This window comes from Curtobacterium sp. MCSS17_016 (assembly GCF_003234255.2).
GTDB lineage: Bacteria > Actinomycetota > Actinomycetes > Actinomycetales > Microbacteriaceae > Curtobacterium > Curtobacterium flaccumfaciens.
In genome coordinates this window covers 459634-484423 of record NZ_CP126254.1, presented here as the reverse complement: position 1 = coordinate 484423, position 24790 = coordinate 459634, and the positions used below count along the sequence as shown (strand labels likewise).

26 protein-coding genes are annotated in these 24790 nt (G+C 72.1%); 12 read left to right on the top strand and 14 right to left on the bottom strand.

Going from position 1 to position 24790, the window contains the following annotated elements:
• Window positions 1-11: 11 nt before the first annotated feature.
• The 3 genes from DEJ19_RS02435 to DEJ19_RS02425 form a co-directional block, all read right to left on the bottom strand.
• Window positions 12-971: an alpha-ketoacid dehydrogenase subunit beta gene (locus DEJ19_RS02435; RefSeq protein WP_071404980.1), complete on the bottom strand. Its 960-nt coding sequence runs from the start codon at window positions 969-971 to the stop codon at window positions 12-14.
• Between the two features lie 86 nt (window positions 972-1057).
• Entirely contained in the window at window positions 1058-2194 is a 1137-nt protein-coding gene (locus DEJ19_RS02430) for a thiamine pyrophosphate-dependent dehydrogenase E1 component subunit alpha (protein ID WP_111233108.1), read from the bottom strand.
• Window positions 2195-2217: 23 nt separating this feature from the next.
• A complete protein-coding gene (locus tag DEJ19_RS02425; protein ID WP_071404899.1) occupies window positions 2218-3297 on the bottom strand; it encodes a histidinol-phosphate transaminase in 1080 nt (359 codons plus the stop codon).
• Window positions 3298-3357: 60 nt separating this feature from the next.
• Between DEJ19_RS02425 and DEJ19_RS02420 the strand changes: the two genes are divergently transcribed.
• The 5 genes from DEJ19_RS02420 to DEJ19_RS02400 all read left to right on the top strand — a co-directional run bounded on the left by DEJ19_RS02420 (window position 3358) and on the right by DEJ19_RS02400 (window position 7887).
• Window positions 3358-3756, top strand: coding sequence for a phage holin family protein (locus DEJ19_RS02420; protein ID WP_071404898.1), 399 nt, complete (start codon window positions 3358-3360; stop codon window positions 3754-3756).
• A gap of 47 nt (window positions 3757-3803) precedes the next feature.
• Complete coding sequence (locus DEJ19_RS02415) at window positions 3804-4316, top strand: low molecular weight protein-tyrosine-phosphatase (protein WP_017886476.1); 513 nt, start codon at window positions 3804-3806, stop codon at window positions 4314-4316.
• On the top strand, window positions 4313-5698 hold the full coding sequence (purB, locus tag DEJ19_RS02410; RefSeq protein WP_111233107.1) for an adenylosuccinate lyase: 1386 nt from the start codon (window positions 4313-4315) through the stop codon (window positions 5696-5698). The genes DEJ19_RS02415 and purB overlap by 4 nt, the downstream gene beginning before the upstream one ends.
• A gap of 150 nt (window positions 5699-5848) precedes the next feature.
• Window positions 5849-7078, top strand: a complete 1230-nt coding sequence (locus DEJ19_RS02405) for a hypothetical protein (protein ID WP_111233106.1) — start codon at window positions 5849-5851, stop codon at window positions 7076-7078.
• Between the two features lie 2 nt (window positions 7079-7080).
• Window positions 7081-7887 (top strand): L,D-transpeptidase family protein, encoded by an 807-nt coding sequence (locus DEJ19_RS02400; RefSeq protein WP_284176582.1) that lies wholly within the window; start codon window positions 7081-7083, stop codon window positions 7885-7887.
• A gap of 48 nt (window positions 7888-7935) precedes the next feature.
• Here DEJ19_RS02400 and DEJ19_RS02395 read toward each other — a convergent pair whose 3' ends face one another.
• On the bottom strand, window positions 7936-8850 hold the full coding sequence (locus DEJ19_RS02395; protein WP_017886480.1) for a LysR family transcriptional regulator: 915 nt from the start codon (window positions 8848-8850) through the stop codon (window positions 7936-7938).
• Between the two features lie 72 nt (window positions 8851-8922).
• Between DEJ19_RS02395 and DEJ19_RS02390 the strand changes: the two genes are divergently transcribed.
• Window positions 8923-9945 carry an EamA family transporter gene (locus tag DEJ19_RS02390; protein WP_258375891.1) on the top strand — a complete coding sequence of 341 codons (1023 nt, stop codon included), beginning with the start codon at window positions 8923-8925 and terminating at the stop codon, window positions 9943-9945.
• Here DEJ19_RS02390 and DEJ19_RS02385 read toward each other — a convergent pair.
• Both DEJ19_RS02385 and DEJ19_RS02380 read right to left on the bottom strand, forming a co-directional pair.
• On the bottom strand, window positions 9914-10891 hold the full coding sequence (locus DEJ19_RS02385; protein ID WP_110864975.1) for an epimerase: 978 nt from the start codon (window positions 10889-10891) through the stop codon (window positions 9914-9916). The two genes, DEJ19_RS02390 and DEJ19_RS02385, sit on opposite strands and share 32 nt — an antisense overlap.
• Before the next feature lies 1 nt (window position 10892).
• Entirely contained in the window at window positions 10893-11561 is a 669-nt protein-coding gene (locus DEJ19_RS02380) for a DUF4166 domain-containing protein (RefSeq protein WP_111233104.1), read from the bottom strand.
• A 47-nt stretch (window positions 11562-11608) separates the two neighbouring features.
• Here DEJ19_RS02380 and DEJ19_RS02375 point away from each other — a divergent pair, with 47 nt between their 5' ends.
• Complete coding sequence (locus DEJ19_RS02375) at window positions 11609-12523, top strand: cation diffusion facilitator family transporter (RefSeq protein ID WP_111030904.1); 915 nt, start codon at window positions 11609-11611, stop codon at window positions 12521-12523.
• A 110-nt stretch (window positions 12524-12633) separates the two neighbouring features.
• On the opposite strand, the gene DEJ19_RS02370 is transcribed toward DEJ19_RS02375, so the two are convergent.
• Both DEJ19_RS02370 and DEJ19_RS02365 read right to left on the bottom strand, forming a co-directional pair.
• Window positions 12634-13239: a hypothetical protein gene (locus DEJ19_RS02370; RefSeq protein WP_111039747.1), complete on the bottom strand. Its 606-nt coding sequence runs from the start codon at window positions 13237-13239 to the stop codon at window positions 12634-12636.
• 120 nt (window positions 13240-13359) lie between these two features.
• Window positions 13360-14649: an MFS transporter gene (locus tag DEJ19_RS02365; RefSeq protein ID WP_111233103.1), complete on the bottom strand. Its 1290-nt coding sequence runs from the start codon at window positions 14647-14649 to the stop codon at window positions 13360-13362.
• A gap of 81 nt (window positions 14650-14730) precedes the next feature.
• Here DEJ19_RS02365 and DEJ19_RS02360 point away from each other — a divergent pair, with 81 nt between their 5' ends.
• A complete protein-coding gene (locus DEJ19_RS02360; protein WP_181437720.1) occupies window positions 14731-15609 on the top strand; it encodes a LysR family transcriptional regulator in 879 nt (292 codons plus the stop codon).
• 132 nt (window positions 15610-15741) lie between these two features.
• Here the strand turns inward: DEJ19_RS02360 and DEJ19_RS02355 are convergent, their stop codons facing one another.
• The 6 genes from DEJ19_RS02355 to DEJ19_RS02330 all read right to left on the bottom strand — a co-directional run bounded on the left by DEJ19_RS02355 (window position 15742) and on the right by DEJ19_RS02330 (window position 21977).
• Window positions 15742-16506 carry a hypothetical protein gene (locus tag DEJ19_RS02355; protein WP_111233101.1) on the bottom strand — a complete coding sequence of 255 codons (765 nt, stop codon included), beginning with the start codon at window positions 16504-16506 and terminating at the stop codon, window positions 15742-15744.
• Entirely contained in the window at window positions 16496-17035 is a 540-nt protein-coding gene (locus DEJ19_RS02350) for an RNA polymerase sigma factor (RefSeq protein WP_017886488.1), read from the bottom strand. The genes DEJ19_RS02355 and DEJ19_RS02350 overlap by 11 nt, the downstream gene beginning before the upstream one ends.
• A gap of 128 nt (window positions 17036-17163) precedes the next feature.
• Window positions 17164-17427 carry a hypothetical protein gene (locus DEJ19_RS02345; protein WP_071404886.1) on the bottom strand — a complete coding sequence of 88 codons (264 nt, stop codon included), beginning with the start codon at window positions 17425-17427 and terminating at the stop codon, window positions 17164-17166.
• Window positions 17424-18083, bottom strand: a complete 660-nt coding sequence (locus DEJ19_RS02340) for a DUF308 domain-containing protein (RefSeq protein ID WP_111233100.1) — start codon at window positions 18081-18083, stop codon at window positions 17424-17426. Before DEJ19_RS02340 ends, DEJ19_RS02345 begins: the two co-directional genes overlap by 4 nt.
• A 143-nt stretch (window positions 18084-18226) precedes the next feature.
• Entirely contained in the window at window positions 18227-20221 is a 1995-nt protein-coding gene (locus DEJ19_RS02335) for a lectin-like domain-containing protein (RefSeq protein ID WP_111233099.1), read from the bottom strand.
• A 109-nt stretch (window positions 20222-20330) separates the two neighbouring features.
• On the bottom strand, window positions 20331-21977 hold the full coding sequence (locus DEJ19_RS02330; protein ID WP_111233098.1) for a glycoside hydrolase family 13 protein: 1647 nt from the start codon (window positions 21975-21977) through the stop codon (window positions 20331-20333).
• A 106-nt stretch (window positions 21978-22083) separates the two neighbouring features.
• Between DEJ19_RS02330 and DEJ19_RS02325 the strand changes: the two genes are divergently transcribed.
• From DEJ19_RS02325 to DEJ19_RS02310, 4 genes are all read left to right on the top strand, one after another.
• A complete protein-coding gene (locus DEJ19_RS02325) occupies window positions 22084-22650 on the top strand; it encodes an NADPH-dependent FMN reductase (protein WP_027464982.1) in 567 nt (188 codons plus the stop codon).
• Between the two features lie 174 nt (window positions 22651-22824).
• Window positions 22825-23337, top strand: coding sequence for a MarR family winged helix-turn-helix transcriptional regulator (locus DEJ19_RS02320; protein WP_111024711.1), 513 nt, complete (start codon window positions 22825-22827; stop codon window positions 23335-23337).
• 113 nt (window positions 23338-23450) lie between these two features.
• Entirely contained in the window at window positions 23451-23957 is a 507-nt protein-coding gene (locus tag DEJ19_RS02315; RefSeq protein ID WP_017886495.1) for a Dps family protein, read from the top strand.
• A gap of 8 nt (window positions 23958-23965) precedes the next feature.
• Window positions 23966-24766, top strand: a complete 801-nt coding sequence (locus DEJ19_RS02310; RefSeq protein WP_111233097.1) for an SDR family NAD(P)-dependent oxidoreductase — start codon at window positions 23966-23968, stop codon at window positions 24764-24766.
• Window positions 24767-24790: the final 24 nt, after the last annotated feature.

Below are 24790 nucleotides of genomic sequence, written 5' to 3'. Positions count from 1 at the left end.
GGTCGGACGGGTCAGTAGGCGAGGGCGCGGTCGACGGCCTCGAGGATGCGGTCGGCATCCGGCAGGTGCAGGTGTTCGAGCTTCGAGACCGGGAACGGCACGTCGAAGCCGGAGACCCGCAGCGGCGGTGCCTGCATCGTGTAGAACGCCCGCTCGGCGACGGTCGCGGCGATCTCGCTGCCGACGCTGACGAAGCCGGAGGCCTCTTGCGCGATGACCAGGCGACCGGTCTTGCGGACGGAGGCGAGCAGCGGCTCCCAGTCGATCGGCGAGATCGAGCGGAGGTCGATGACCTCGCAGCTGGTGCCCTCGGCCTCGGCGATGTCCGCCGCCTGCATCAGGGTGGCGACCATCGCGCCGTGCCCGACCAGGGTGACCTCGGTGCCGGTGCGGGCGACGCGGGTCGTGTGCATCGGGACGTGGCCGTCGACGAGGTCCACCTGGCCCTTGGGCCAGTAGCGGGACTTCGGCTCGAGGAAGATCACCGGGTCCTTCGACGCGATGGCCTCCTGGATCATCCAGTAGGCGTCGTTCGGAGTGCTCGGGCTGACGACCCGCAGACCCGGGGTGTGCGCGAAGTACGCCTCGGGGGACTCCTGGTGGTGCTCCACGGCGCCGATGTGGCCGCCGTAGGGGATGCGGATGACGACGGGCAGCGACATGTGTGCCGGCAGGCGGTTCGCCATCTTCGCGAGCTGCGAGGTGATCTGGTCGAAGCCGGGCCACACGAAGCCGTCGAACTGGATCTCGACGACCGGGCGGTAGCCGCGCAGGGCGAGGCCGATCGCGGTGCCGATGATGCCGGCCTCGGCGAGCGGGGTGTCCCGCACGCGCTCGGCGCCGAAGCGGTCCTGCAGGCCCTCGGTGATGCGGAAGACGCCGCCCAGCTGGCCGATGTCCTCGCCCATCAGCAGGACCTTGTCGTCCGCTTCCATGGCCGCGGCGAGCCCGGCGTTGAGGGCCTTGGCCATCGGCAGGGTCGGGGTGGGGTCGCTCGGGACCTCACCGGCGCCCGGGTGGGAGCGCAGGGTGTAGTCGAAGAGCTGCTCGGTGGTGCTCATGCGTGGGCGCCCCCTTCGAAGCCGGCCTCGTACTGGGCGAGCCAGGCCTTCTGCTCGGTGATCCGCGGGTGCGGTTCGCGGTACACGTTGTCGAACATGACGTCGACGGACGGTGCGGTCAGGGCGACGGTGCGGCGTCGGACGTCGGCGGCGATGTCCTCGCCCTCTTCGTCGAACGCGGCGAACTGCTCGTCCGTCGCACCCTTCGAGCGCAGGTACGCCTCGGACCGGACGATCGGGTCGCGCAGGACCCACTCCTCGAGCTCGCCGTCGGCGCGGTACCGGCTCGGGTCGTCGGAGCTCGTGTGCGCACCGATGCGGTAGGTGTCGGCCTCGATGAAGGCCGGGCCCTGGCCGCTGCGGGCGTGCTCGGTCGCGACGACCGAGGCCGTGTAGGAGGCGAGGATGTCGTTGCCGTCGATCAGGACGCTCGGGATCCCGAAGCCGCGCGGGCGGTCGACGAGCGGCGTCGGGGACTGCACCGACACCGGCACCGAGATGGCCCAGTGGTTGTTCTGCAGGAAGAAGACCACCGGCGCCTTGGTCGACGCGGAGAACACGAAGGCCTCGTTGACGTCGCCCTGGCTGGTGGCGCCGTCGCCGAAGTAGACGATCGAGCAGGCGTCGCGGTCCGGGTCGCCCGTGCCGACGCCGCCGTCGAGCTTCTGGCCGAGCGCATACCCGGTGGCGTGCAGGGTCTGCGAGCCGATCACCAGGGTGGAGATGTGCGTGTTGCCGCGCTGGTCCGGGTCCCACCCGCCGTGGGTCTGCCCGCGGTACATCGCGATGATCTCCATCGGCTCGACGCCGCGGTGCATCGTGACGGCGTGCTCGCGGTAGGACGGGAACACGTGGTCCTGGGCGCGCAGGGCGAAGGCCGAGCCGGTCTGTGCCGCTTCCTGCCCGTGGCTGGGCACCCACAGGCCGAGCTGGCCGGTGCGCTGGAGGTTGTGGCCGGCGTGGTCGAACCGACGGGTGAGCACCATGCGGCGGTGCATCGCCAGCAGGGTCTCGTCGGGGATCGCCCGCGCGGCGGCGGCGAACTCGGCGTTCTCGTCGGTCTCCACGAACCGACCCTCGGGGTCGAGGAGCCGGACGGTGGTCGTCGCGGGAGCCGCGGCGCGGAATGACATGCGGGCCAGCGTAGCGCCAGGCACTAGTCGGCCACCTGGAGGTCCCCCACAAGTGAGCGGGCTGTTTGGAGGAGCGTTTCCACAGCTTCGTGCTCGCCGATCGAGATGCGGATGCCCTCTGGCGGGAAGGCCCGGACGATGATGCCGGCGTCCTCGAACGCGGCCGCCGCGGTCGCCGTCCGCTCGCCCGTCGGCAGCCAGAGGAAGTTGCCCTGGGCGTCCGGGACGTCCCAGCCCTGGGCCCGGAGCTCGACGACGATCCGGTCGCGCAGGGTGGCGATCTCGGTCACGCGTCCGAGCAGTTCGGCCTCGCGTTCCAGGCTGGCGAGCGCCGCCGCCTGGCCCTGGGCGGTCACGGACAGCGGGATGGCGCAGGCCCGGACGGCGTCGAGCACGTAGTCCGGACCGAGCGCGTAGCCCACCCGGAGCCCCGCGAGCCCGTACGCCTTCGAGAAGGTACGGAGGACCACGAGGTTGGGGTGCGCGGCGAGCAGCGGGTGGCCGTGCACGGCGGCTTCGTCGGTCACGAACTCGGCGTATGCCTCGTCGAGCACGACCAGCACCGACTGCGGCACCGCGGCCATGAACGCGTCGAACTCCGCGGCGGTCACGATCGGCCCCGTCGGGTTGTTCGGCGAGCAGACGAGCACCATGCGGGTGCGCTCGGTGACGGCCGCGGCCATCGCGTCGAGGTCGTGCCCGCCGTCGGCGCGGTTCGGCACCTGCACGCTGGTGGCGCCGGCGACCGTGACGACGCCCGGGTACGCCTCGAACGAGCGCCACGCGTAGACGATCTCGTCGCCGGGGCCCGAGGTCGCGCGGGCGAGTTCGTGCAGGATCGCGACACTGCCCGGGGCGACGTGCACCTGCTCGGCGGTCAGCCCGAAGCGGTTGGCCAGCACGGCGCGCAGGGCGAGGGCGGTGGCGTCGGGGTAGCGGTTGTACGAGGTCTGGGCCTGCACGGCCTCGACGACCCCGGGAAGCGGCGGGAACGGGTTCTCGTTGCTCGACAGCTTGAAGGCGGAGTCGGACGCCTGTCGCCCCTGCTTGTACGCGGGGAGGACGGCCACCTCGGGCCGGATGTGCACACGCTGCTCGCTCACCGGTCCAGGCTACCGGCAGGCCCACGGCACCCACGAGGGGAACGAGGGCATCATGGGCGCATGCGATTCCTCGTCCGCCTCGTCGTCAACGCCCTCGCGCTCTGGCTCACCACGCTCATCGTCAGCGGCGTCTCCGTGACGCCGTTCGGTGACGGCGGGACCACTGCGACCGTCCTCACCTTCCTGCTCGTGGCGTTCGTGTTCGGTCTCGTGAACGCGGTGATCGGCACGCTCATCCGGATCGTGGCGTTCCCGCTCTACATCCTCACGCTCGGGCTCATCTCGTTCGTCGTGAACGCGATCCTGCTGCTCATCGTCGCGGGCATCTCGGAGGCGTTCGGCTTCGGGCTCGAGGTCGACTCCTTCGGCTGGGGCATCGTCGGTGCCTTCGTGCTCGCGGTCTTCGCCTGGCTGATCGGGCTCTTCGCCCGCCCGGTGCTCAACCGCCAGCGGGCGTGACCCCGGCGGACCTCGCGGAGGACCCCGCCCTGCGTCATGATGTGCTCATGACCCAGGACGTCGACGCCCCGTTCCGCGTCTCGTTCGTCTGCAGCGGCAACATCTGCCGCTCCCCCATGGCCGGTGTCGTCTTCGCGCAGATCGCCGCGGACGCCGGTCTCGCCGACCGGTTCCAGGTGGAGTCGGCCGGTACCGGTGACTGGCACGTCGGCGAACCCGCCGACGAGCGCACGATCGCAGCGCTGGCGGCGCGCGGATACGATGGCAGCAGGCATCGCGCCCGTCAGTTCGACCCGGACCGGTTCCCGGACCTCGACCTGGTGGTCGCACTCGACCGCTCCCACGAGCGCATCCTGCGTTCGTGGGCCCCGACCATGGACGACTCCGCCAAGGTGACGCTCCTGTTGCGGTACGACGCCGCCTGGCCCCAGCAGGCCGACGTGCCGGACCCGTACTACGCGGACCGGCACGAGTTCGACCGAGTGCTCTCGACCGTCGAACGGGCCTGCCGGGCGCTCTTCCACCAGCTCGAGCCGGCAGTCCGTCAGGGAGCCCCATGACCCCCCTTCCCCCGCAGCCGATCAGCCCGCTCGACGGGCGCTACTACCCGATCGTGCACACGGTGGGCGAGCACCTCTCCGAGGCCGGCCTCAACCGCGCGCGCATCGTGGTCGAGGTCGAGTGGCTCATCTTCCTGACCGACCACGCGATGTTCACCACCTCGCCGCTCAGCGTCGACGACAAGGCAGCACTGCGCCGGATCGTCGATACCTTCGGCCAGGACCAGATCGCGGAGCTCGCCGAGATCGAGGCGACGACCCGCCACGACGTCAAGGCCGTCGAGTACTTCGTGCGCCGCCGGCTGTCCGAGCTCGGCCTCGACGCGATCGCCGAACTCACCCACTTCGCCGCCACCAGCGAGGACGTCAACAACCTGTCCTACGCACTCACCGTGCGGGACACCGTCGACCAGGTCTGGCTGCCCGGCTTCCGTGCCGTGCTCGAGAAGCTCCGGATGCTCGCCGTCGAGCTGAAGAGCGTGCCGATGCTCTCGCACACCCACGGTCAGCCGGCCACCCCGACGACGCTCGGCAAGGAGCTCGCGGTCGTCGTCTACCGGCTCGAGCGCGTGCTCGCCCAGATCGAGGGCAGCGAGTACCTCGGCAAGTTCTCCGGCGCGACCGGCACCTTCTCGGCACACCTCGCCGCCGACCCCGAGGCCGACTGGCCCGCGCTGTCCCGCGAGTTCGTCGAGGGCCTCGGCCTGACGTGGAACCCGCTCACCACGCAGATCGAGTCGCACGACTGGCAGGCCGAGCTCTACGACCGGGTGCGTCACGCCAACCGGATCCTGCACAACCTGGCCACCGACGTGTGGACCTACATCTCGATGGGGTACTTCACGCAGATCCCCGTGGCGGGTGCCACCGGGTCGTCGACGATGCCGCACAAGATCAACCCGATCAAGTTCGAGAACGCCGAGGCGAACCTCGAGATCTCGTCGGCGCTCTTCTCGACGCTGTCCGAGACCCTCGTGACGAGCCGACTGCAGCGCGACCTGACCGACTCCACCACGCAGCGGAACATCGGCGTCGCGTTCGGGCACTCGCTGCTCGCGCTCGACAACCTGCGCCGCGGACTGGGCGAGATCGCCGTGAACGAGGCCAAGCTCGCCGACGACCTCGACCACAACTGGGAGGTCCTCGCCGAGGCGATCCAGACGGTCATCCGTGCCGAGGTCACCGCCGGGCAGTCGAACATCGAGGACCCCTACGCGATGCTCAAGGAGCTCACGCGCGGCAAGCGGGTGAGCCAGCAGGACCTCATCGTCTTCGTGAACCGTCTGGACATCTCCGACGGCGCGAAGGCCCGGTTGACCAACCTGACGCCGGCGACCTACACGGGCCTGGCGGACGAGCTGGTCGACCACCTCGACGTCTGAGCACGACGGACCGGCGGCCGGACGGTCGTCGGTCCGTCATCGGATCCGCGTCCGGGGGGTGCGGAATCCTGAGCGGTTCGATAGGTTCGTATCGCTGAGTACATCTCAGCACGGGGGCGTCGCAGTGGATGCACCCTGTCCACTGACCGGATGGATCTCCACACCGTGCTTCGTTCTCGCATCACCGCGGCCGCCGTCGGCGCCACCGTGCTCGGCGTCTCCGCCGCCCTCGTCCCGACGGTCTCGACCGCCCTGGTGACGAGCACCGCTGCTTCGGCCATCGTCACCTGGACCGACTCGGCCGACGACTTCACCGCCGCGCCGACCGGCACCTTCCCGCTGACCGACCAGTGGTACTGGGCGTCCGTGACCGACCTGGACGGTGGCGGTTCGATCACCGACCACGCCACGCTGGACGAGGACGGCCTGTCCGTCTCCGAGGGCGAGGCCGTCGGCCTGGTCCGCGGCCTGAACAAGCCCGTGCCCGCGAGCAGCGTCCCCGCCCTCGCCGCCGGCATCAGCATGACGACCACCGGCGCGACGAGCTTCGGTCTCGCGGTCCAGGAGGGCGGCGACACCAGCGCGCAGACCGTGGTCTTCGCCACGGACGCGCCCGAGACCGGTGACGGCGTCGGCATCTCCGACGGCACCAGCAACTGGATCGACCCCGCGACCGGCGAGGTCGAGTCGACGACGGAGCTCACGGCCGACCTCGAGGCCGCCGACGCGCAGGTCGTCGGGTACGTCGTCTACGTCGGCATCGACGTCGCCGCCGACACCACGGCCCCGCCGACGCCCGAGCCGACCGAGACGCCCGCTCCGACCGACGAGCCCACCCCGGCCCCGACCGTCGACGGCACCCCGGCACCGAGCGCGCTGCCCAGCAGCGAGCTGAAGAGCCTCGCCGCCCCGCTCGAGGCGAACGGTCAGTCGCTCGCCGCCGACGCCAGCGGTTCGATCTCCGCGCTCCGCATCGACGACACCACGACGTACTTCACGCCGCAGCCCACCGCGGCAGCGAAGCTGCTCACCCCCACGGCGACCCTGACCGAGGCGACCACCACCGGTGTCCGCATCCAGGGCTCGGGCTTCGCCCCGAACGAGCTCGTCGGCGCCGGCGTCGGCACCGGCGCACAGGGCACCGAGATCCCCGGGGTCGCGTTCCGCGCCGACGCCGAGGGCAACGTCTCCGGCACCATCGTCCTGCCGGCCGACTTCGTGAACATCGCCGGCGCGTACAGCGTCGGTCTCGTCGGCGCCTCGTCGGCGCAGGCCGCACAGGCCGAGCTCACCGTCACGGCCGACCCGGCCGCTGCCGGTGACCCGGGCACGGCACCGGTCGCCGTCCCGGTGCCCGGAACGGCGAACTTCACGGGCTGATCTTGCCGATCCTCCCGACCGAGCCACGGCGGCGTGCGACTGTGATCGCCGCCGCCGTGGCCGTCGTCTGTGCGGGGGCCGTCGCGTTCGTCGCGCTCGGTCCCCTGTCAGCCGCGCCCGCCCCGACACCGACGCGGTCCGTCGCGGCACCGACGCCGACCCCCACGACGACACCGAAGCCGACCCGGTCGGCAGCACCCGTCGACGCGGTCGACGCCCCGGCCAGCACCACCGTCGCCGCCGTCACCGGCGCGTCCGTCCCGGTCAGCGCGAGCGCGGGCGGCACGGCGACACAGACCCTCGAGAACCCGCAGGCGTCCGGTGCCCCGCTCGTCTTCCGGGTCGTCGACCAGCAGGACGGCTGGGCGGAGGTGCAGCTCGCACAGCGCCCGAACGGCAGCACCGGCTGGGTGCCGACCAGCGCCGTCAGCCTGACCGAGGACCCGTACGCGATCGTCGTCACCCGCTCGACGAAGACGCTCGACCTGTACAAGGACGGCAAGGTCGTCGACAGCTACCCCGTCGCCACCGGCACCGGCGGCACACCGTCGCCGACCGGCCGGTTCGCGCTGACCGAGCTGCTCGCACCGACCAACGAGGGCTACGGCCCGTACGCGTACGGCACGACGGCGTTCTCGGACGTGCTCAACTCGTTCGGTGGTGGCCCCGGCCAGATCGGGCTGCACGGCACGGAGGACACGTCGAGCATCGGCACCGCCGCCTCGCACGGCTGCATCCGCATGCACAACGCCGACATCACGGCGCTGGCGGAGCGCCTGCCGCTCGGCACGCCGTTCCAGGTGCGCTGACAGGCGGCCTGGAGGCACGGCGCGCGCCCGGCAGTGGGCGCCACCGTCTCAGGTGGTGACGTCCAGGGCGACGGCGACCAGCGCCTCCAGGACGGTGCGCACCACGGGACGGACGGCACGGTCCGGGCGGACCAGTGCCTCGATGCGGCGTCCGGCACGGACGTCGGCGAGTTCCGCCAGGTGGAAGCGTCCGGCGGCCCGCGTGCCCGACGTGTACCGCGGGACGAGTGCGATGCCGTGGCCGCCCGCCACCAGGTTCTCGATGACCGGCAGGTGGATCGTGCGGAACGCGACACTCGGCGGGGTGTCCGTCGCCGCGGCCATCGCGTGCAGCACCCGGTCGATCGGGTAGCCCTCCGGCACGCCGATCCAGCGTTCCCCGACGACCTCGTCGATGCCCACGCGTGCGCGGCCGGCCAGGGCGTGCCCGGGCGGCAGGGCCACGTCGAGGGGTTCGCGGAGCAGCGGCACGGTGTCGACCGATCCCTGGTCCGCCGGGCGGACGCCGTCGGACCGGTGCCCGACGACCACGTCGTGGTCGGCCGCGAGCGGTGCGAACTCCCCCTCGCTGACGTCCACGTCGACCAGGGTCAGCGCGATGCCCGGGTGCGCCTGCATCCGGGTGAGCACACCGGGCAGCAGCAGTTCCGCTGCCGACGGGAAGATCGCCAGCGACACCGGTCCGGTCGTGCCACCGAGGTGCTCCTGCCAGGCGGCGTCCACCCGCGCGATGGCGGTCGCGACCCCGGACGCCAGGCCCGCGAGCACTTCGCCGTGCGGGGTCAGCCGGACCCCGCGCCCGACGCGTTCGACCAGCGGGACGCCGACCTGCCGCTGCAGCGTCTGCAGCTGCTGGGAGACGGCGCTCGGTGTGCGGTGGGTGGCCTCGGCGACGGCCGTGACGCTGCCGCGCTCGGCGAGCTCCCGCAGGACCGCCAGCAGCTGCACGTCGAAGTCAACCATGCAGGGACCCTACATCGTGGTTCACGAAGGTTTCGATGGACCTACAAGGTGCGTGCCGGGACCATGAGGAGCATGACCACCCGAGACCGCCTCCTCGCCGTCGTCGTCGCCGTGGTCTGGGGCCTGAACTTCCCCGCGACGGCACTCGCGCTCGAGCACTTCCCGCCGTTCCTGCTCGCCGCGCTGCGGTTCACGATCCTGGCGGTCCCGACGCTGCTGTTCGTGCCGCGGCCGCGGATCCCGTTCGGGCGGCTGCTGCTCGTCGGTCTCGGACTCGGCGTGCTGCAGTTCTCGTTCCTGTACCTCAGCATGGCGTCCGGCATGCCGTCGGGGCTGGCCTCGCTCGTGCTGCAGGCCTCCGCGCCGTTCACGGTGGTGCTGGCCGGGGTGTTCCTGCGCGAGCGGCTGACCGGCCGGCAGGTCGTCGGGGTCACCGTCGCCGTGGCCGCCCTCGCCGCGATCGCCCTGCACCGCTCCCAGACCGCCGCGCTGCTGCCCGTCGTGCTCGCGTTGTGCGGTGCGCTCGGGTGGGCGATCGGCAACGTCGCGACACGACGGGCGGGGGCCGCGAACCCGCTGCACCTGACCCTGTGGTGGTCCGTCGTGCCGCCGGTCCCGATGGTCGTGCTGTCGCTCGTGGTCGAGGGCCCGGACCGCATCGGCACCGCACTCGGTTCGGCGTTCACGTCGGCCGCGCTGCCCGCCGACCTCGGCCTGCTCTACATCGTGGTCGTCGCGACCCTGGTGGGGTACGGCATCTGGTCACGGCTGCTGGCGGCCTACCCCTCGAGCACGGTCGCGCCGTTCTCGATGCTCGTGCCCGTGGTCGGGGTGCTTGCATCATGGGTGGCCTTCGGCGAGGTGCCCGACCTGGTCGAGGTGCTCGCCGGCGCGGTCGTCGTGGCCGCCGTGCTGTGGTCGTCGCGTCCGGCGCGGGACCGCGGGCCGCGACCGGCCCCCGTCGACGAGGTCGCACGACGCGCCGCTGCCGTGTCGCCGAGGTCGCACGACGTGCCGCACGGACCGCTCGCGAGCGGCAGTCCGCGCGACCTCGACCCGGCGCTCAGCCCCGGTGCTGGCGACGCTCCGCGATGATCCCGGCGAGCGCCCCGCGCAGGTGCGGGTACCGGAACTCGTAGCCGGCCTGGGTCAACCGGGTCGGCACGACCCACCGGCTCTTCAGCACGAGTTCGGTCTCGGTGCGGATCGCGAACGACCCGAGCTCGAGCATCCACCGCCAGGTCGGCACCCCGAACCGGCGCCCGACGGCGTCGCGGAGGGTCGCCATCACGGTGCGGTTGTCGGACGGGTTCGGGCTCGAGATGTTCACCGGCCCCTCGATCTCCGGGTGGTCGCGGAGGAACCGGATCGACCCGAGGACGTCGGCGATGTGCACCCAGCTGAAGCGCTGCCGACCGTGCGTGGGCCGGTGGTGGTGGTACGTGCCGGCGCGGAGCCGGGAGCGCGTCGGTACCCACGGCCCGTCGTACTGCGGCCCGCCGAGGCCGGCCTGCGCGAGCCGCAGCAGCGGCAGCAGGGCGCTGCCGTCGCCGAACACGATCGCCATCCGGAGCGCCACACGGCGGGTGCCGGGCAGGTCGGCGCCGAAGAAGGCGTCCTCCCACGCGCGGGCGACGGAGACCGAGAACCCCTCGCCGATCTCCCCCGTCGCTTCGTCCTGCGGTCGGTCGTCGGCGTGCCGGTAGATCGTCGCGGTCGAGGCGTTCATCCACAGCGGCGTCGGGTGCTCGGACGTCCGGATGGCCTCGGCGAGCTCGAGCGTGGTGTCCACCCGCGAGCGCATGATCTCCGCACGGTTGCGTCGGCCGTAGCGGCAGTTGACGCTCTTGCCCGCCATGTTCACGACCATCGCGGCGCCGTCGACGAGTTCCCGGATGCGCATGGTGTTGCCCCACACGGCGTCGCCGGTCCGGCCGATGGTGACGACCCGGTACCCCTCTTCCGTGAAGGCGTCCCGCAGGTACCGCCCCACGAAGCCGCTCGCTCCCGCGATCACGACGCGGCCCTTCTGGTCGCTCATCTCATCCCCGTTCTGTGTCCGGCGCGATCTCGTACCGGAACGCCCCCTCGTACCGGTACAGCGTGCCGAGCACCGGCGCCGTGAGCACCAGGGACACGCGCTGCAGGTCGGCTTCGTCATCGAATCGTTCTGTGAGCGTCACACGCGGGCTCAGGGCGGCCGGGAGGCGCAGATCGCGTCCCAGCGCTCGGAACGTCACGCGCGTGGAGACCAGGCGCAGGGCGCCCGCGTCGGGACCGTCCGCGTCGACCTGCGCCCGGAGCCGGGCGCTGACGCGCCCGTGGCGACCCAGGTGGTCGACCAGGCCGTCGGGTTCGGCGGTGATGGCGTCCACCATCGTGCGGCTCTCGGAGCGGAACCGGAAGGTGCGGTGCGCGCGGACGGCGACCCGGGCCTCCAGGCTGACCCCTGACCCGCGGCGGACGCGAGCCGGCCGGTTCTCGACCGTGAACGGGACGTCCCGCTCCCAGACCGGGAACATGACGGAGTCGCGGGCGAACAGCGCGAGCACCGGCCAGAGCCACCGACGTGGGGTGCCGACGACGTCGAAGACACCCTCGCCGCGGCCGACGTGCCCGGGCGGGACGGGGCCGAAGTACGTGCGGAGTCGCGGGTGCAGCCGGGCCAGCACGTCCGGCGGTGTGGACAGCTCGTAGGGCGACCGGCTCACGGTTCGATCCTGGCATGTCGTCAGTGCGGATCCCTACGATGTCGCACATGGGACACGACCACGGGCACGGCGTCGGGCACGCCTCGGAGCGCGCCCTGCTCATCGCGTTCTGCATCTCGGCGGGCATCCTGCTCGCCGAGGTCGTGGGCGCCGTGGTCACGGGTTCGCTCGCGCTGCTCGTCGATGCCGGGCACATGGTCGTCGACACCGGCGGACTCGGCATCGGGCTCGTCGCGACGCGGCTCGCCCGCCGGTCCCCGACCGCGCAGCGCACCTGGGGCTTCCAGCGGGCCGAGGTCCTCGGGGCCACCGCACAGGCCGCGATCCTGCTCGCCGTCGGGGTCTACGTGATCATCTCGGCGGTGCAGCGGCTGTTCGTGCCGGAGGAGATCCACTCCGGGCCGCTGCTCGTCTTCGGCATCGTCGGACTCGTCGGCAACCTGGTGGCCTACGCGGTGCTGCTGCGGGCGTCGGGTGAGGGGTTCACCTCGCGCGCCGCCCGGCTCGAGGTCCTCAACGACACCCTCGGCTCGGTCGCCGTCATCATCGCCGCGGTCGTGCTCATGCTGACCGGGTGGGAGCGGGCGGACTCCGTCGCCGCGATCCTGATCGGCCTGCTCATCCTGCCGCGGGCGATCCGGCTGCTGCGCGAGACCGCGAACGTGCTGCTCGAGTCGACGCCGCCGGGGCTCGACCTCGACGACGTGCGTGGTCACATCCTCGAGCTCGACCACGTCATCGCGGTGCACGACCTGCACGCGACGCTCGTGGCGACCGGGGTGCCGAACCTGACCGCGCACGTGGTCGTCGACGACCACTGCTTCTCGACGGCGCACGCCCCGGCGATCCTCGACGAGCTGCAGCGGTGCGTGGCGGAGCACTTCGACGTGCCGGTGGAGCACTCGACGTTCCAGTTGGAGCCGGTGTCGCACCGGCGGCACGAGTACGAGGTGCACGCGTAGGGTCCGCGCTCGGGCGTGCGGGCGTCGGTCGGGGGCGCTCCGGCTTCGCGACGATCCACCAGGTGATCGACGCGTGGTCTGTCGCAGAACGGGTGTCCGCGGGTGCCGCGTCAGCAGTCGTCGGTACGCGTGGGGTAGGCCGTGATCACCCGGTCGGTGGTGGCCGAGACGATCACCTTGACCCAGGGCTCGTCGTCGGGGCGTGAACCGTCGTCGAACCGGACGGGTGCGGCGTAGCAGACCTTGCCGTCGCCGGCGTCGAGCGGGAACCCGGGGCGCGGGTCCTCGAGCGCCGTCTGCACCGCGGTGAGCATGGCGTCGTCCCAGTCGCGCGAGCCGTGCCCGGTGACGACGTCCTGCCAGTCGGCGGTGTGCCGCACCCGGATGTGCTCGTACCCCTGGGCAGCGGTGCCGCACTGCAGGGTGACGCGGCCCAGGGCCTCGGTCTCGTACTGCGCGACGGCCGCCTGGGTCGTGGTGTCGCACCGGCCGAGCGCGGTGCTGCCGGGCATGTCCGGCCCGGTGCGGGTGATCGTGACGGTGCCGTCACCGGCGGCGGTCGGCGCGTCGCTCGGCGTCCGTGAGGCCGAGCCGGCACCGATGGTGGGGTCGTCCGCGCCCTGCCGTGCCGTCAGGAACAACCCGCCGGCGAGGAGACCGGCGGCCACCACGGCCGCGACGCCGGTGATCACGGGACGGTTGCGGTTCCGGGGCACGCGCCCAGTATGCCGGGAGTTCGACCGCACGACGGAACCAGGCTCCGGACACGGCACCGCGCGATCGCGTGGTGCGGTGTCCGGAACCTGGTTCCGGGCGGACGGGAGGCCCGCCACACGTCAGGCGCGCGCGGCCAGCCGGGTGCCGGCGACGACGGCCAGGACGGCGACGAGCACCACGTACCCGATCAGGACGGGGAGCGTCGGGATCACCAGCAGCGCTGCCCCGACGGCCACGACCGGCACGGTGAGCCCGGCGTAGGCGATGAGGAACGTGGCGGCGAGCACGCCGCCCCGGCGCTCCGGGCCGACCAGTGCTGCGGCGCTGCCGATCGCGGCGCGGAACAGCAGGCCGACGCCGGCTCCCGCGACGACCCCGCCGCCGATGAACCCGGCGACCTGCAGCAGGACCGCGGCGACGGCGAGGACGACCAGTCCGACGACCAGGAGCACCATGCCGAGCCGGATCTGTGCACGCTGCGACAGTCGGGCGAAGACGATCTGCGACAGCGCGCTCGCGGCGAAGACCCCGAAGGTCGTGGCACCGGCGGCCAGGCGGTCGGTGACGTGGAACGTGGTGCCGAGGAAGCTCGGCGCGACCGAGGTGAAGAGGCCCTGCACGGCGAGCGCGGCGAACGCTGCTGCGCCGGCTGCCCAGAACGCCGCACCCTGCCCCTCCGGCGCCTGCATGCGCTGCGGGCGGTAGGCCACGGGCTGCTCGGGACGGTCGACCGTCTCCGGTGCGGCCAGCACGAGCACGAACGCGGCGGCCAGCGCGATCACGAACACCACGTACGGGACCATGAGCGGCTGCCCGACGAACTCGGCGAGCGCTCCGCCGACCAGGGCGCCGAGCGACAGCCCCCCGAGGTTCACGGCTCCGGCGGCGACGCTCGCGCCCTTCGCGGAGTCGCTCGACCCGGTGGCACGGACCCGGAGCTCACCGAGGTGTGCCGTCGCGGTCGCCGTCAGCGTCCCGACGCCGAGGCCGGTCACGAGCCGGGCGACGATGAGGCCGGTGACGTCGTTCCAGAGCAGGAACAGCACGGCGGCGACGAGTTCGAGGGCGATCGACACCAGGATGAGCGGGCGCCGCCCGTGCACGTCGCTGAGGTGTCCCGCCAGGTACAGCGACCCGACGACCCCGACCCCGTACGCCGCGAAGATCACCGTCGTGGTGAAGGTCGGGAAGCCGTCGCGGGCCTGGTAGATGACGTAGAGGGGTGCGGGGACGGTCGCGAAGGCCATCACCGCGAGGAACGCGAAGGCGACGATCCAGAAGCCGAAACCGTGGCGCCGACGGGTGTGGACACGGCGTCCGCGCGGGGCGACGACACGGTCGCTCGCGGATGCGGGAGCGGCGGTGGTGGCGGGGACGGTACCCGTCGGGGTGTCGGTGACGGTTGACATGCTCCGATGATCGTGCTCGCGGTGCATCGAGTCCAACGGATGCGCTTGATGTGCACGATCGATCTGTTCGATACTCGGACGATGGAGACCCGACTGCTCGAACAGTTCGTCACCGTCGCGGCCGAGGGCAGCATCACCCGGGCAGCGGAACGGCTCTGGGCCGCGCAGTCCACGGTGTCCGCGGGCATCGCCTCGCTCGAGCGCAGCTTCGGGGTGCGGCTCTTCGATCGCACCGGACGACAGCTCGTGCTGACCCCCGCCGGCGAGGACCTGCTCCCCCACGCCCGCGCGGTGCTCGAGTCACTCGACCGGATGCGCGACCTGGCCACCGCCGACGACGCCGACCTGCGGGGCCGGGTGCGGCTCGGCATCTTCACGAGCATGGACATCGTCGACCTGACGGGCGTGCTGCAGCGGTTCCGGCGGCAGCACCCGCTCGTCGCCGTGGAGCTGATGACCTCGCCGTCGGGGACGACCGGCCTCGTGCAGGACCTCGTCGCCGGGCGGCTCGACATCGCCTACACGGGTCTGCCCACCGTGCCCGCCGGCGTCGTCGTGGAGCCGCTGCGGGAGATGCCGTTCCGGGTGTTCACCGCGGCGGACCACCCGCTCGCCGGCCGGTCGTCGGTGTCGCTCGCCGAACTCGCCGATGAACCCTTCGTCGACACCGCGCACGGGTTCGGCAACCGGATCATCCTCGACGGGGCACTCGAGCGGCTCGGCATCCGTCGGCGCATCGTCGCGGAGATGAACGACATGCCCGCAGTGATCCGGTTCGCCTCGGCCGGGCTCGGCGTCGGGGTCGTGCCGGACTCGGGGGTGCGGTACGACGGGGCGGTGCTCGACCTGGAGGACGAGGTCGACCCGCTCCGCATCGGCCTGGCGGTCCGGACGTCCCCGGAGCCGAGCCGCGCGGTCCGGACGCTTGCGCGTGACATCGTGGCGGCGCGGGTCGGGTGACGCGGTCGCGCTCGCTGTGCTTCGTGAGCAGGAACGGTCGGGTCGCGGTGCGCGAGGCGACCGTTCCTGCTCACGATCTGACCACCGACGGACTGGAGGCACGGGTCGGGTCCGCCACGTGCCTCCGGGCCGTCAGTCCCCCCAGATCTCCCCGACCACGGCGTCCAGCAGCCCGTTCGTCGGGAAGTTCGCCTGCCGGATCACGATGAAGGTGTCGTCGCGCAGGAAGAAGGTGGAGACCTGGTCCACCGGGGCAGCCTCGGCCGGGACGGACGACTGGCACACCCGCCCGCCGTCGCGGTCCTCGCACTCCAGCGGACTGGTGGCGAGCACGTCCGCGGCCCCGGGCCCGGCCGTCCCGACAGTCATGGTGAGCCCACTGACGTCGGCTCGGGGATCGGCCCACGTGCAGATGATCTTCGACTCGCCGTTCGCCCAGGTGACGTCCTCACCATCGCCGCCGGCCGTCCCGTCCTTCGCCTTCGATATCTCGGTCAGCGGAGTCTCCCCGAAGAGCCGGGTGTAGTCCTCTGCCGGGACCATGTCGCGGCACGTCGCCGGGATTGTCGCCGCGGCGGGGGTCGGTGTCGACGTCGGGGTGGGCTTCGGCACCGGGGCACCCGTGATCGGGGCGGAGCTCGGCATCGTGGAGGACGGCGCGGGCTCGGGCTGCTGGGTCTGGGTGGGAGCGGCGACCGGGTCGGCGTTCTGCTGCGACAGGGTCAGGGCGACCGCACCGGTCGCGGTGCCGACGGCGAGCAGCGCAACGACACCGATGACGATCCCGGACCGGCCCCGACGACGCTTCGGGAGCGGGGTGGCACGTTCGAGGACGTTCTGCTTCATCGAGACGAGCATGCGCTGCAGGTCGTCTCCCTGCGGAGGCTCAGTGTTCATCGTGCATCACCACCTTCTTGAGTCGTCGACGGTTGCGGGACACCCGCTGGGTGACCGCGCCGACCGTGAGTCCGAGGAGTTCGGCGGCCTCGGCGTACGAGTGCCCCTCGAGCAGGCAGAGCTCGCAGATGCGGCGGTCGAGGTCCGGGAGCGCGGCGATCTCGGCGCGGACCCAGCGCAGGGTCTCGCGGGCCTCGTCGTGGTCGGCGGGCGAGGCGAGGTGCTCCGGGAGCTCGTCCGTGCGGCGCCGGGCCTGCTTGCGGCCGGTGTTGAAGGCGTGGTTGCGGCACACGACGAGCAGCCACGGCAGCACCGTGTCCGCCGGCAGCTCCAGGGTCGCGGCGCGCTGCCAGAGCGTCAGGAACGCGTCCTGCACGATCTCCTCGACGTCGGACCGGTCGTCGACGAGCGCCCAGGCGTAGCGGGTGAGGGTGGCGGCGTACCGGTCGAACGCCCGGGCGAGCGCGCCGGTGTCCCCTTGTGCCATCGCACGGACGAGTCCTTCGTCCGTGTCGGTGCCGGTCGTCACGTCCACATCCCACCTCCTTCACTCAGAGGTGTCGGCAGGACCCGCGATCCTGACAGGACCGTGGCGGATTCGTGATCTCGGGCGTGTCCGCCCGGAGCCGTCAGCTGTCAGCTGTCAGACATCAGCGGTCAGTGGAAGTCGTCGCCGTCGCCCTCGCCCGGCGTCTTGTGCCCGCCGAGCATGTCGTTGTCGTCCTGCTCGCTCGACGAGGCGAGCTGCAGCATCGCGAGCACGACGACGACCACGATGAACGCGACGCCGAGGAAGATCACGGCCAGCTGCAGTTCCCGCGTCGAGAACAGCACGACGAGCCCGGTGAACACCGCGATGATCGCGGAGATCCCGAGGAGCTCGACCGGGCGCAGACGGTCACGACGGCTGGGGGTGGTCATGCGTGTGGTGCTCCGTCCGGGGCGACGGCCGGCGTGGCCGTGCCCCACTTGTGCGAGAGGCCGGCGATCACGTGGAAGACGGCCGTGATGGCGAGGTACGCGCCGAGCAGGCCGACGAGCACGATCGAGGCGTCGAGGGTGCCGGTGACACGCTCCACGCCACCGAGCTGCTGGGAGTAGTCCGGCGGCGTGACGAGGAAGGCGACCGCGAGCAGCAGCGTGAGACCGCCGACCGTGGTCCAGTCGCGAGCGAAGGGCGAGCGTCGCCGGGCACGGAGCCCCTGCGACAGCTCGAGGGCCCCGGTCAGCACCGCGAACGCGACGATGACCGTGATGAAGGCCGGCAGCCCGAACCCGTTGCACGCGAACGCGGCGACGGCGGCGAGCAGGGTGATGACGGCCTGCAGCAGGGTCGTGCGACGCGAACGGCCGTCGAGGGGCAGTCGGGAGATCCCGCCGAACAGGAGCACGAGGCCCTCGACCAGGGCGAAGCCGCCGAACAGCAGGAGACCGTAGCCCGCGGCGTGGTTGGTCGAGAAGGTGATCACCATCGCGACGACCGCTGCGGGGACCGCCCGGAGGATCGGGATCGGCCAGTACCGCGCGCGCTGGGTCGCGTCTTCCACGGTGGTGGCGTCGTCCACGGTGTCGGACACGAGACCTCTTTCGGGCATGCGGATCGTGGATCCGATCCTACCGCCGGTGGGGTGGACGCCCGACCGGAGCGGACTCGACCCCCTGTGGACGTCCACACCCGTGCACCGGGACGACACCGCCTCCGGGTGCCGTCCCGGCGGTGTCAGGGCTGCTGCGGGTCGTCGGACGGCGCGTTCCGGCGAGCACGACGTCGGGCGAGCCACCAGCACACGGATCCGGCGGCGGCGGCCAGGGCGGCGAGCGCCGCGGCGAGGCCGAGCCCTTCGGCGCTGGTGTAGGCGAGGGCTCCGACGGGGGCAGCCGCCCGACGGTCGGCTGCGGGGTCACCGGCTCCGCCGTCGTCGGCACCGGCGCCGTCACCGTCGTCACCACCGGAACCGTCACCACCGGCGTCCCCGTCGTCCGGAGCCGGCCCGGTCGTCGGCGCGGGGCTCGGCGCGGGCCCCTCGTCGTCCGGGCCCACGACGATCGCGACGCCGGTGGACGGGTCGCCGCCGTCCGCGTCGGTCGGCGAGGTCGCCGTCGCCACGTTCACCACGTCGGAGCCGTCCCCCTGGTACGCGGGGTCGAGCTCGGCGCGGATCCGGAAGTCCAGGGTCTCGCCCACCTCGAGCGACACGTCGGAGCTGCAGGTCACCCGCTGCCCCTCGGCCGTGCACCCGTCGTCGGAGCCCACGAACCGCATGGCCTGGGGCAGGTCGTCGACCGCCCCGACCTGCTGCGCCACGGACGGCCCCCGGTTCCGGGCCGTCACGAGGTACTCGACCTCGTCACCGGGCCGCACGGTCGACGGCGACACCGACTTGTCCGTCTCGACGTCGGCGGCGATCACGGGGGCAGTGACCGTGGTGGTCGCCCGCGAGGCGTTGTCGGCCTCGTTCGTGTCGGACAACGAGGTCGGCGGGGCGATGGTCGCAACGCTCTCCAGCGCTCCGGACGTGCCCTCGGCCACCCGGCCCTCGATCGTGACGACGGCGGAACCCCCTCGGGGCAACGACAGGTCGGTCGCGACGTCACCGGTGCCCGACCCGGTCGCGCAGGCGGAGCCGTCCGCGGCCGTGCAGGTCCAGGTGACGTCCTCGACGCCGTCGGGCACGTCGACCTGCAGCGGACTCGGGTCGGCGGCGTTCGGGCCGGGGTTCCGCGCCGTCACGGTGTAGCGGAGCGGTTCGCCCGCCGTCGCGGTCGCGGGCAGGTCGTGCTCGACGGACAGGTCCGCCGGCTTCCAGACCCGGAGCGCGTCGACCTCGTGCTTGTCGACGTGGCTGCCGGTGGCCCCGGCGAACCCGAGGCGCAGCGTGCTCGGCAGCGCGGCCTGCCCGTCGCCGTGCAGCGGGACCGAGTCGAGCACGGTGCGCATGGTCGAACCGACCTGCAGCCGGACGGAGACCGCGAGCCCGCCGTCGTCGTCGGGCAGCAGGGTGATCCGGACCGTCCGGGGCGTCGAACCGGCCGTCACGGTGCCACCAGGTGCCGCGGCACCGGCGACGTACCGGTAGCCCTCGGTCCCGTTGCCGGAGCCCCGGACCACCACGTGGTCGGGCTGTGCTCCGGGACCGGACCCGTTGATGCGTGACGAGAAGTTGCCGTAGTGGTCGATCGCGACGGCCGCGAAGCCCCCGGGGACGCCTGGCAGGTCACATTCGCGACCGCCGCCCTCGGTCGCTTCCTTCCGGCAGGCGTAGCCGAGCCCGGCGCCGAAGGACCCGACGCCCTGCGCCGCAGCGCCGTCGGCCAGGTACAGCAGCAGCCCGTCGGCCCCGGGGTCGTCCTTCTCGGTGTGCATCGCGTACGTGAACTCGATCTCGAGCCCGGTGTCCGACGGGAACGTGTCGTTCGTCGACCACGCTCCCGCCTGGTTCCGGACGTCGTCGGTCAGGCGCAGTCGACCGCCGGACACCGCGGCGTCACCGTGCAGGGCACCGCCGGACGCACTGGAGAACTGGTTGACGTACGGGAAGTCGAGGGCGGCCGCACTCGACCCGGACGGCAGGACCGCGGGTGCCGCGAGCACGCCGATCGCGGTCAGGGTGGCGCACGCCGCGGCGAGACGGCGGACGACCCGCGAGCGGAACGACCGCCGGTCGAGGGAAGGCGCTGGGGCAGGAGCGGGAGCTGGAGCATTGGGATCTGTCATGCCCCGATGCTCGCGACCGGGACGTCACCCCCGGGCGGCGGGGAGACGATCTGTGGAACGCCCCCACGGGCCTCCCGGCTGTGGAGGAAGAACGACGCGAGCGGACCGCTCAGGCCAGCCACACCGTCGTCTCACCCGGCAGCAGCCCCGGTGCGACCCCGTCGAGCGGCCCGGACGCGACGACGACGGTCCCGGCCGGCAGGGGCACCGGCGCGGTGCCGAAGTTCGTGACCGACCGCCAGCCGTCGTGCCGCGCGAACGCCACGACCTCGGAGCCGGACTCCAGCCACGTCAGCGCCTCCCCCTGCTGCAGCCGACGTCGTGCGGCCAGCGCCCGGCGGTACAGCGACAGGGTCGACCCGGGATCGCCGTCCTCGGCCTCGACCGAGGACTCCCCGAAGTCCTGCGGCTGCGGCAGGTGCGGTGCGACGTCCCCGAAGCCGAACGACGGCCCGGAGCGCGTCCACGGGATCGGCACGCGGCAGCCGTCCCGGCCCTTCACGGTGTGCCCGGTGCGGAGCCACTTCGGGTCCTGCAGCAGGTCGCGCGGGATCGCGGCGGCCTCGTGCAACCCGAGCTCCTCGCCCTGGTAGACGTACGACGACCCGGGCAGCGCCAGCATGAGCAACGTCGCCGCGCGTGCCCGACGGAGCCCCTGTGCACGGTCGAGCTCCGGCGAGGTGCCGTCGGTCATGAGCCAAGCGTCGGTGTCGGTGCCGTCCGGCAGGCCGTAGCGGGTGGGGTGCCGCACGACGTCGTGGTTCGAGAGCACCCAGGTGCTCGAGGCACCGGACTGCTCCGAGGCGGCCAGGTTCCGCTCGATGATCCGACGGAACGCATCGGGCTCGAACGGGGCCTCGAGCAGGTCGAAGTTGAAGGCCTGCCCGAGCTCCGTCGGCCGGGCGTACAGGACACGGCGGGGTGCCGGGGCCCAGGCCTCGGCGACCGCGGCACGGGGCGGGTCGTACTCGTCGAGCACCCGGCGCCAGGTGGCGAAGATCTCGTGCACCTCGTCGCGGTCGTACAGCGGGTCGGAGCCGTCGAGCGGCAGATCCTGCTCGTTCGACGGCCGGTACGGGGTCGACAGGTCCTTCGCCAGCCCGTGCGCGACGTCCACGCGGAAGCCGTCGACACCGCGGTCCGACCAGAAGCGCAGCGTGTCCTCGAAGTCGGCGCGGACCTCGGGGTTCGACCAGTCCAGGTCGGGCTGCTCGGGGGCGAACAGGTGCAGGTACCACTGCCCGTCCGGAACCCGGGTCCACGCGCTGCCGCCGAAGTTCGACACCCAGTCGCTCGGCGGCAGTTCCCCGGAGGCGCCAGAGCCCTCACGGAACACGTACCGCGCCCGCTCGGCCGACCCCGGAGAGGACGCCAGCGCAGCCCGGAACCACTCGTGCTGGTCCGAGGTGTGGTTCGGCACGATGTCGACGATGACCTTGAGGTCGTGCTCGTGGGCGGCCCGGACCAGGGCGTCCAGGTCGTCGAGGGACCCGAGCTTCGGGTCCACGGCGCGGTAGTCGGCGACGTCGTAGCCACCGTCGGCGAGCGGCGACGGGAAGAACGGGGAGAGCCACAGGGCATCGACGCCGAGCGACGCCAGGTACGGCACCCGGCTCGTGATGCCCGCGACGTCACCGAGCCCGTCGCCGTCCGTGTCGGCGAAGCTGCGCGGGTAGACCTGGTAGACGACGGCATCGCGCCACCAGGTCGGATCGGTGGTTCGTGGCGTGCTGGCCGGGGTCCGAAGCGTGGTCACGTCGCCACCGTACCCAGGGTGCTGGGAATAGCGCCCCCTACGATCGCATTGGTTGTCGCTGACACCTTTCCGTCCAGCAACAGCATCCCGCAACAGAAGGAGCTCCATGACGAACGTCCTCGTCCTCGTCGGCAGCCTGCGCGCCGACTCCATCAACCGCAAGCTCGCCGAGGCCGCCGCGCACCACGCGCCGGAGGGCATCGAGCTGCACACCTTCGACGGCATCGTCGACCTGCCGTTCTACAACGAGGACATCGACGGCGACACCCCGCCCGCCGCGGCCGTCGCCTTCCGCGACGCCGTCGCCACCGCGGACGCCGTCCTGCTGATCACCCCCGAGTACAACGGCACCATCCCCGCCGTCCTGAAGAACGCGCTCGACTGGGGTTCGCGTCCGTTCGGCGCCTCGCCGCTGTCCGGCAAGCCCCTCGCCGTGATCGGCTCGGCGTTCGGCCAGTACGGCGGCGTCTGGGCCCACGACGACGCCCGCAAGGCCGCCGGCATCGCCGGCGCGAAGGTCCTGGAGGACGTCAAGGTCGCCATCCCGCAGTCGGTCGTCCGCTTCGCGGAGACCCACCCGCGCGAGGACGCCGAGGTCACGACGCTCGTGCAGGGCGCGCTCACCGCGCTCGCCGAGGCCGCAGCCGGCACGGACGAGCAGGCAGCCGCGTAACGCGACGAACCGCCGGACAGGAGGCCCGTGGCGACCCCGCCACGGGCCTCCTGTCCGTCCGGTGCGGACGCATCGGACGGTGCGGACGCATCGGACGGTGCGGACGCATAGGTCGCCGCAGAACCCGGGAGTTCGCTCGACGGCCGAGATACGAGACGGGCTACCCTGAACGCCATGTCCACGCAGGAGATCACCGAGGCGTCCGGGTACTGGTTCCCGGACGACGACGCGACCCAACGCGGGGTCGCGGTGCTGAACGCCCTGCGCCGGTACCGATCCGCTGAGACGGCCATGCGCCGCCGGACCCGTGACTCGATGGGCATGGGCGAGACCGACCTGCTCGCCGTGCGCTTCCTGCTGCAGGCGCAGCGCTCCGGCACCGCCGTGAGCCCGAAGGACCTCGCCGCGTACCTCAAGATCTCGTCGGCCTCGACGACCATCCTCATCGACCGCCTGGTCAAGTCGAACCACGTCCGCCGGGACCCGCACCCCACCGACCGCCGGGCCCTCGTCATCACGCCGACGACCGAGACCGACGACGAGGTCCGCGCCACCCTCGGCGTGATGCACCGCCGGATGATGTCGATCGCCGAGGGGCTCCCCGCGTCCGAGGCGCGGATCGTCGCCGGCTTCCTGGAGCAGATGCGCGACGCCGTCGACCAGGTCGACCCCGCGCCGTCGCACTGAGCAGCCCTGCACCGGACGACCTCGGGGGACGCTGCCTCCGAGCGCACTGAGAGCGCGCACTGCGGCACCGCGTAGACCGGAACGGTCACACCGACGCGAAAGGAGCCACAACCATGCACGCTTCGGACAAGATGGCCAAGAACCTCCAGGCGGTCCTCGTGGACCTCATCGACCTGCACCTGCAGGGCAAGCAGGCCCACTGGAACATCCTCGGCACCAACTTCCGCGACCTCCACCTGCAGCTCGACGAGATCGTCGACGCGGCCCGTGAGTTCGCCGACGACACCGCCGAGCGCATGCGCGCGCTGTACCTCGTGCCGGACGGCCGCTCGGCGACCGTCTCCGCGGGCAGCCACCTCGACGCGTTCCCCTCGGGCGAGATCACCACGCACGACGCGATCGACCAGGTCACGCTCCGGCTGTACCAGGCGACCGGCACCATGCGCGACGTCCACGACGAGGTCGACGAAGAAGACCCGACGACCGCGGACCTGCTCCACGGCTTCATCGAGCGCCTCGAGCAGCTCGCGTGGATGGTCTCCGCCGAGAACCGCGCACCCAGCACCCCGCTGGCATCCGCGACCACGCCCGCCGTCGCCGACGCGTCGGCACACGCGTAGGGGCCCGGGTGGACCTCGGTATCCAGGGCAAGACCGCACTCGTCTTCGGCGGCGACTCCGGCATCGGCTGGAACACGGCGCGCATCCTCCTGGCAGAGGGTGCGACCGTGGTCGTCACCGACATCGACCAGAGCCGTCTGGACACCAGTGCGGACCAGCTCGAGGCGCCGCTCGGCAAGCTGCACGCCTTCGCCGCCGACGTCCGGAGCGCCGAGAGCCTCGCCGCCCTGCACGGCAAGGTGCGCGAAGCCGTCGGCGAGATCGACATCCTGGTGCAGTCCTCGGGCGTCACCGGCGCCCAGGGCATGTTCCACGAGATCGACGAGGCCGGCTGGGCGGAGACGATCGACATCGACCTGATGGGGCCGGTGCGGATCACCCGCGAGTTCATCGGTGACCTGCGACAGGGCGGCTGGGGACGCATCGTCTACCTGGTGTCCGAGGACGCCTCGCAGCCGTACGACGACGAGCTGCCCTACTGCGCCGCCAAGGCCGGGGTGCTCTCGTTCGCGAAGGGACTGTCGCGCTCCTACGCCTCCGAGGGCCTGCTGGTGAACACGGTCTCCCCCGCGTTCATCCACACGCCGATGACCGACGCGATGATGGACAAGCGGGCCAAGCAGCGCGGGACCTCGTTCGACGAGGCCATCGGCAGCTTCCTCGAAGAGGAGCGGCCGTACATGGAGCTCAAGCGCCGCGGCGAGCCGGAAGAGGTCGCGAACGTCGTGGCCTTCCTGTGCTCCGACCTCGCCAGCTTCGTGAACGGCGCCAACTACCGGGTCGACTCCGGCTCGGTCGCCACGATCTGATCGTGGCACCACAGCACCGCCAGG

Bases quoted from the DNA above. Each gene is read 5' to 3' on its own strand.
- purB (WP_111233107.1), top strand. From the start codon at position 4,313: ATGACCCCCCTTCCCCCGCAGCCGATCAGCCCGCTCGACGGGCGCTAC.
- DEJ19_RS02390 (WP_258375891.1), top strand. From the start codon at position 8,923: ATGACCACCCGAGACCGCCTCCTCGCCGTCGTCGTCGCCGTGGTCTGG.
- DEJ19_RS02345 (WP_071404886.1), bottom strand. From the start codon at position 17,427: ATGACCACCCCCAGCCGTCGTGACCGTCTGCGCCCGGTCGAGCTCCTC.
- DEJ19_RS02360 (WP_181437720.1), top strand. From the start codon at position 14,731: ATGGAGACCCGACTGCTCGAACAGTTCGTCACCGTCGCGGCCGAGGGC.
- DEJ19_RS02375 (WP_111030904.1), top strand. From the start codon at position 11,609: ATGGGACACGACCACGGGCACGGCGTCGGGCACGCCTCGGAGCGCGCC.
- DEJ19_RS02335 (WP_111233099.1), bottom strand. From the start codon at position 20,221: ATGACAGATCCCAATGCTCCAGCTCCCGCTCCTGCCCCAGCGCCTTCC.
- DEJ19_RS02365 (WP_111233103.1), bottom strand. From the start codon at position 14,649: ATGTCAACCGTCACCGACACCCCGACGGGTACCGTCCCCGCCACCACC.
- DEJ19_RS02355 (WP_111233101.1), bottom strand. From the start codon at position 16,506: ATGAACACTGAGCCTCCGCAGGGAGACGACCTGCAGCGCATGCTCGTC.
- DEJ19_RS02435 (WP_071404980.1), bottom strand. From the start codon at position 971: ATGGCCAAGGCCCTCAACGCCGGGCTCGCCGCGGCCATGGAAGCGGAC.
- DEJ19_RS02420 (WP_071404898.1), top strand. From the start codon at position 3,358: ATGCGATTCCTCGTCCGCCTCGTCGTCAACGCCCTCGCGCTCTGGCTC.
- DEJ19_RS02405 (WP_111233106.1), top strand. From the start codon at position 5,849: ATGGATCTCCACACCGTGCTTCGTTCTCGCATCACCGCGGCCGCCGTC.
- DEJ19_RS02415 (WP_017886476.1), top strand. From the start codon at position 3,804: ATGACCCAGGACGTCGACGCCCCGTTCCGCGTCTCGTTCGTCTGCAGC.
- DEJ19_RS02430 (WP_111233108.1), bottom strand. From the start codon at position 2,194: ATGTCATTCCGCGCCGCGGCTCCCGCGACGACCACCGTCCGGCTCCTC.
- DEJ19_RS02385 (WP_110864975.1), bottom strand. From the start codon at position 10,891: ATGAGCGACCAGAAGGGCCGCGTCGTGATCGCGGGAGCGAGCGGCTTC.
- DEJ19_RS02325 (WP_027464982.1), top strand. From the start codon at position 22,084: ATGACGAACGTCCTCGTCCTCGTCGGCAGCCTGCGCGCCGACTCCATC.
- DEJ19_RS02395 (WP_017886480.1), bottom strand. From the start codon at position 8,850: ATGGTTGACTTCGACGTGCAGCTGCTGGCGGTCCTGCGGGAGCTCGCC.
- DEJ19_RS02315 (WP_017886495.1), top strand. From the start codon at position 23,451: ATGCACGCTTCGGACAAGATGGCCAAGAACCTCCAGGCGGTCCTCGTG.
- DEJ19_RS02320 (WP_111024711.1), top strand. From the start codon at position 22,825: ATGTCCACGCAGGAGATCACCGAGGCGTCCGGGTACTGGTTCCCGGAC.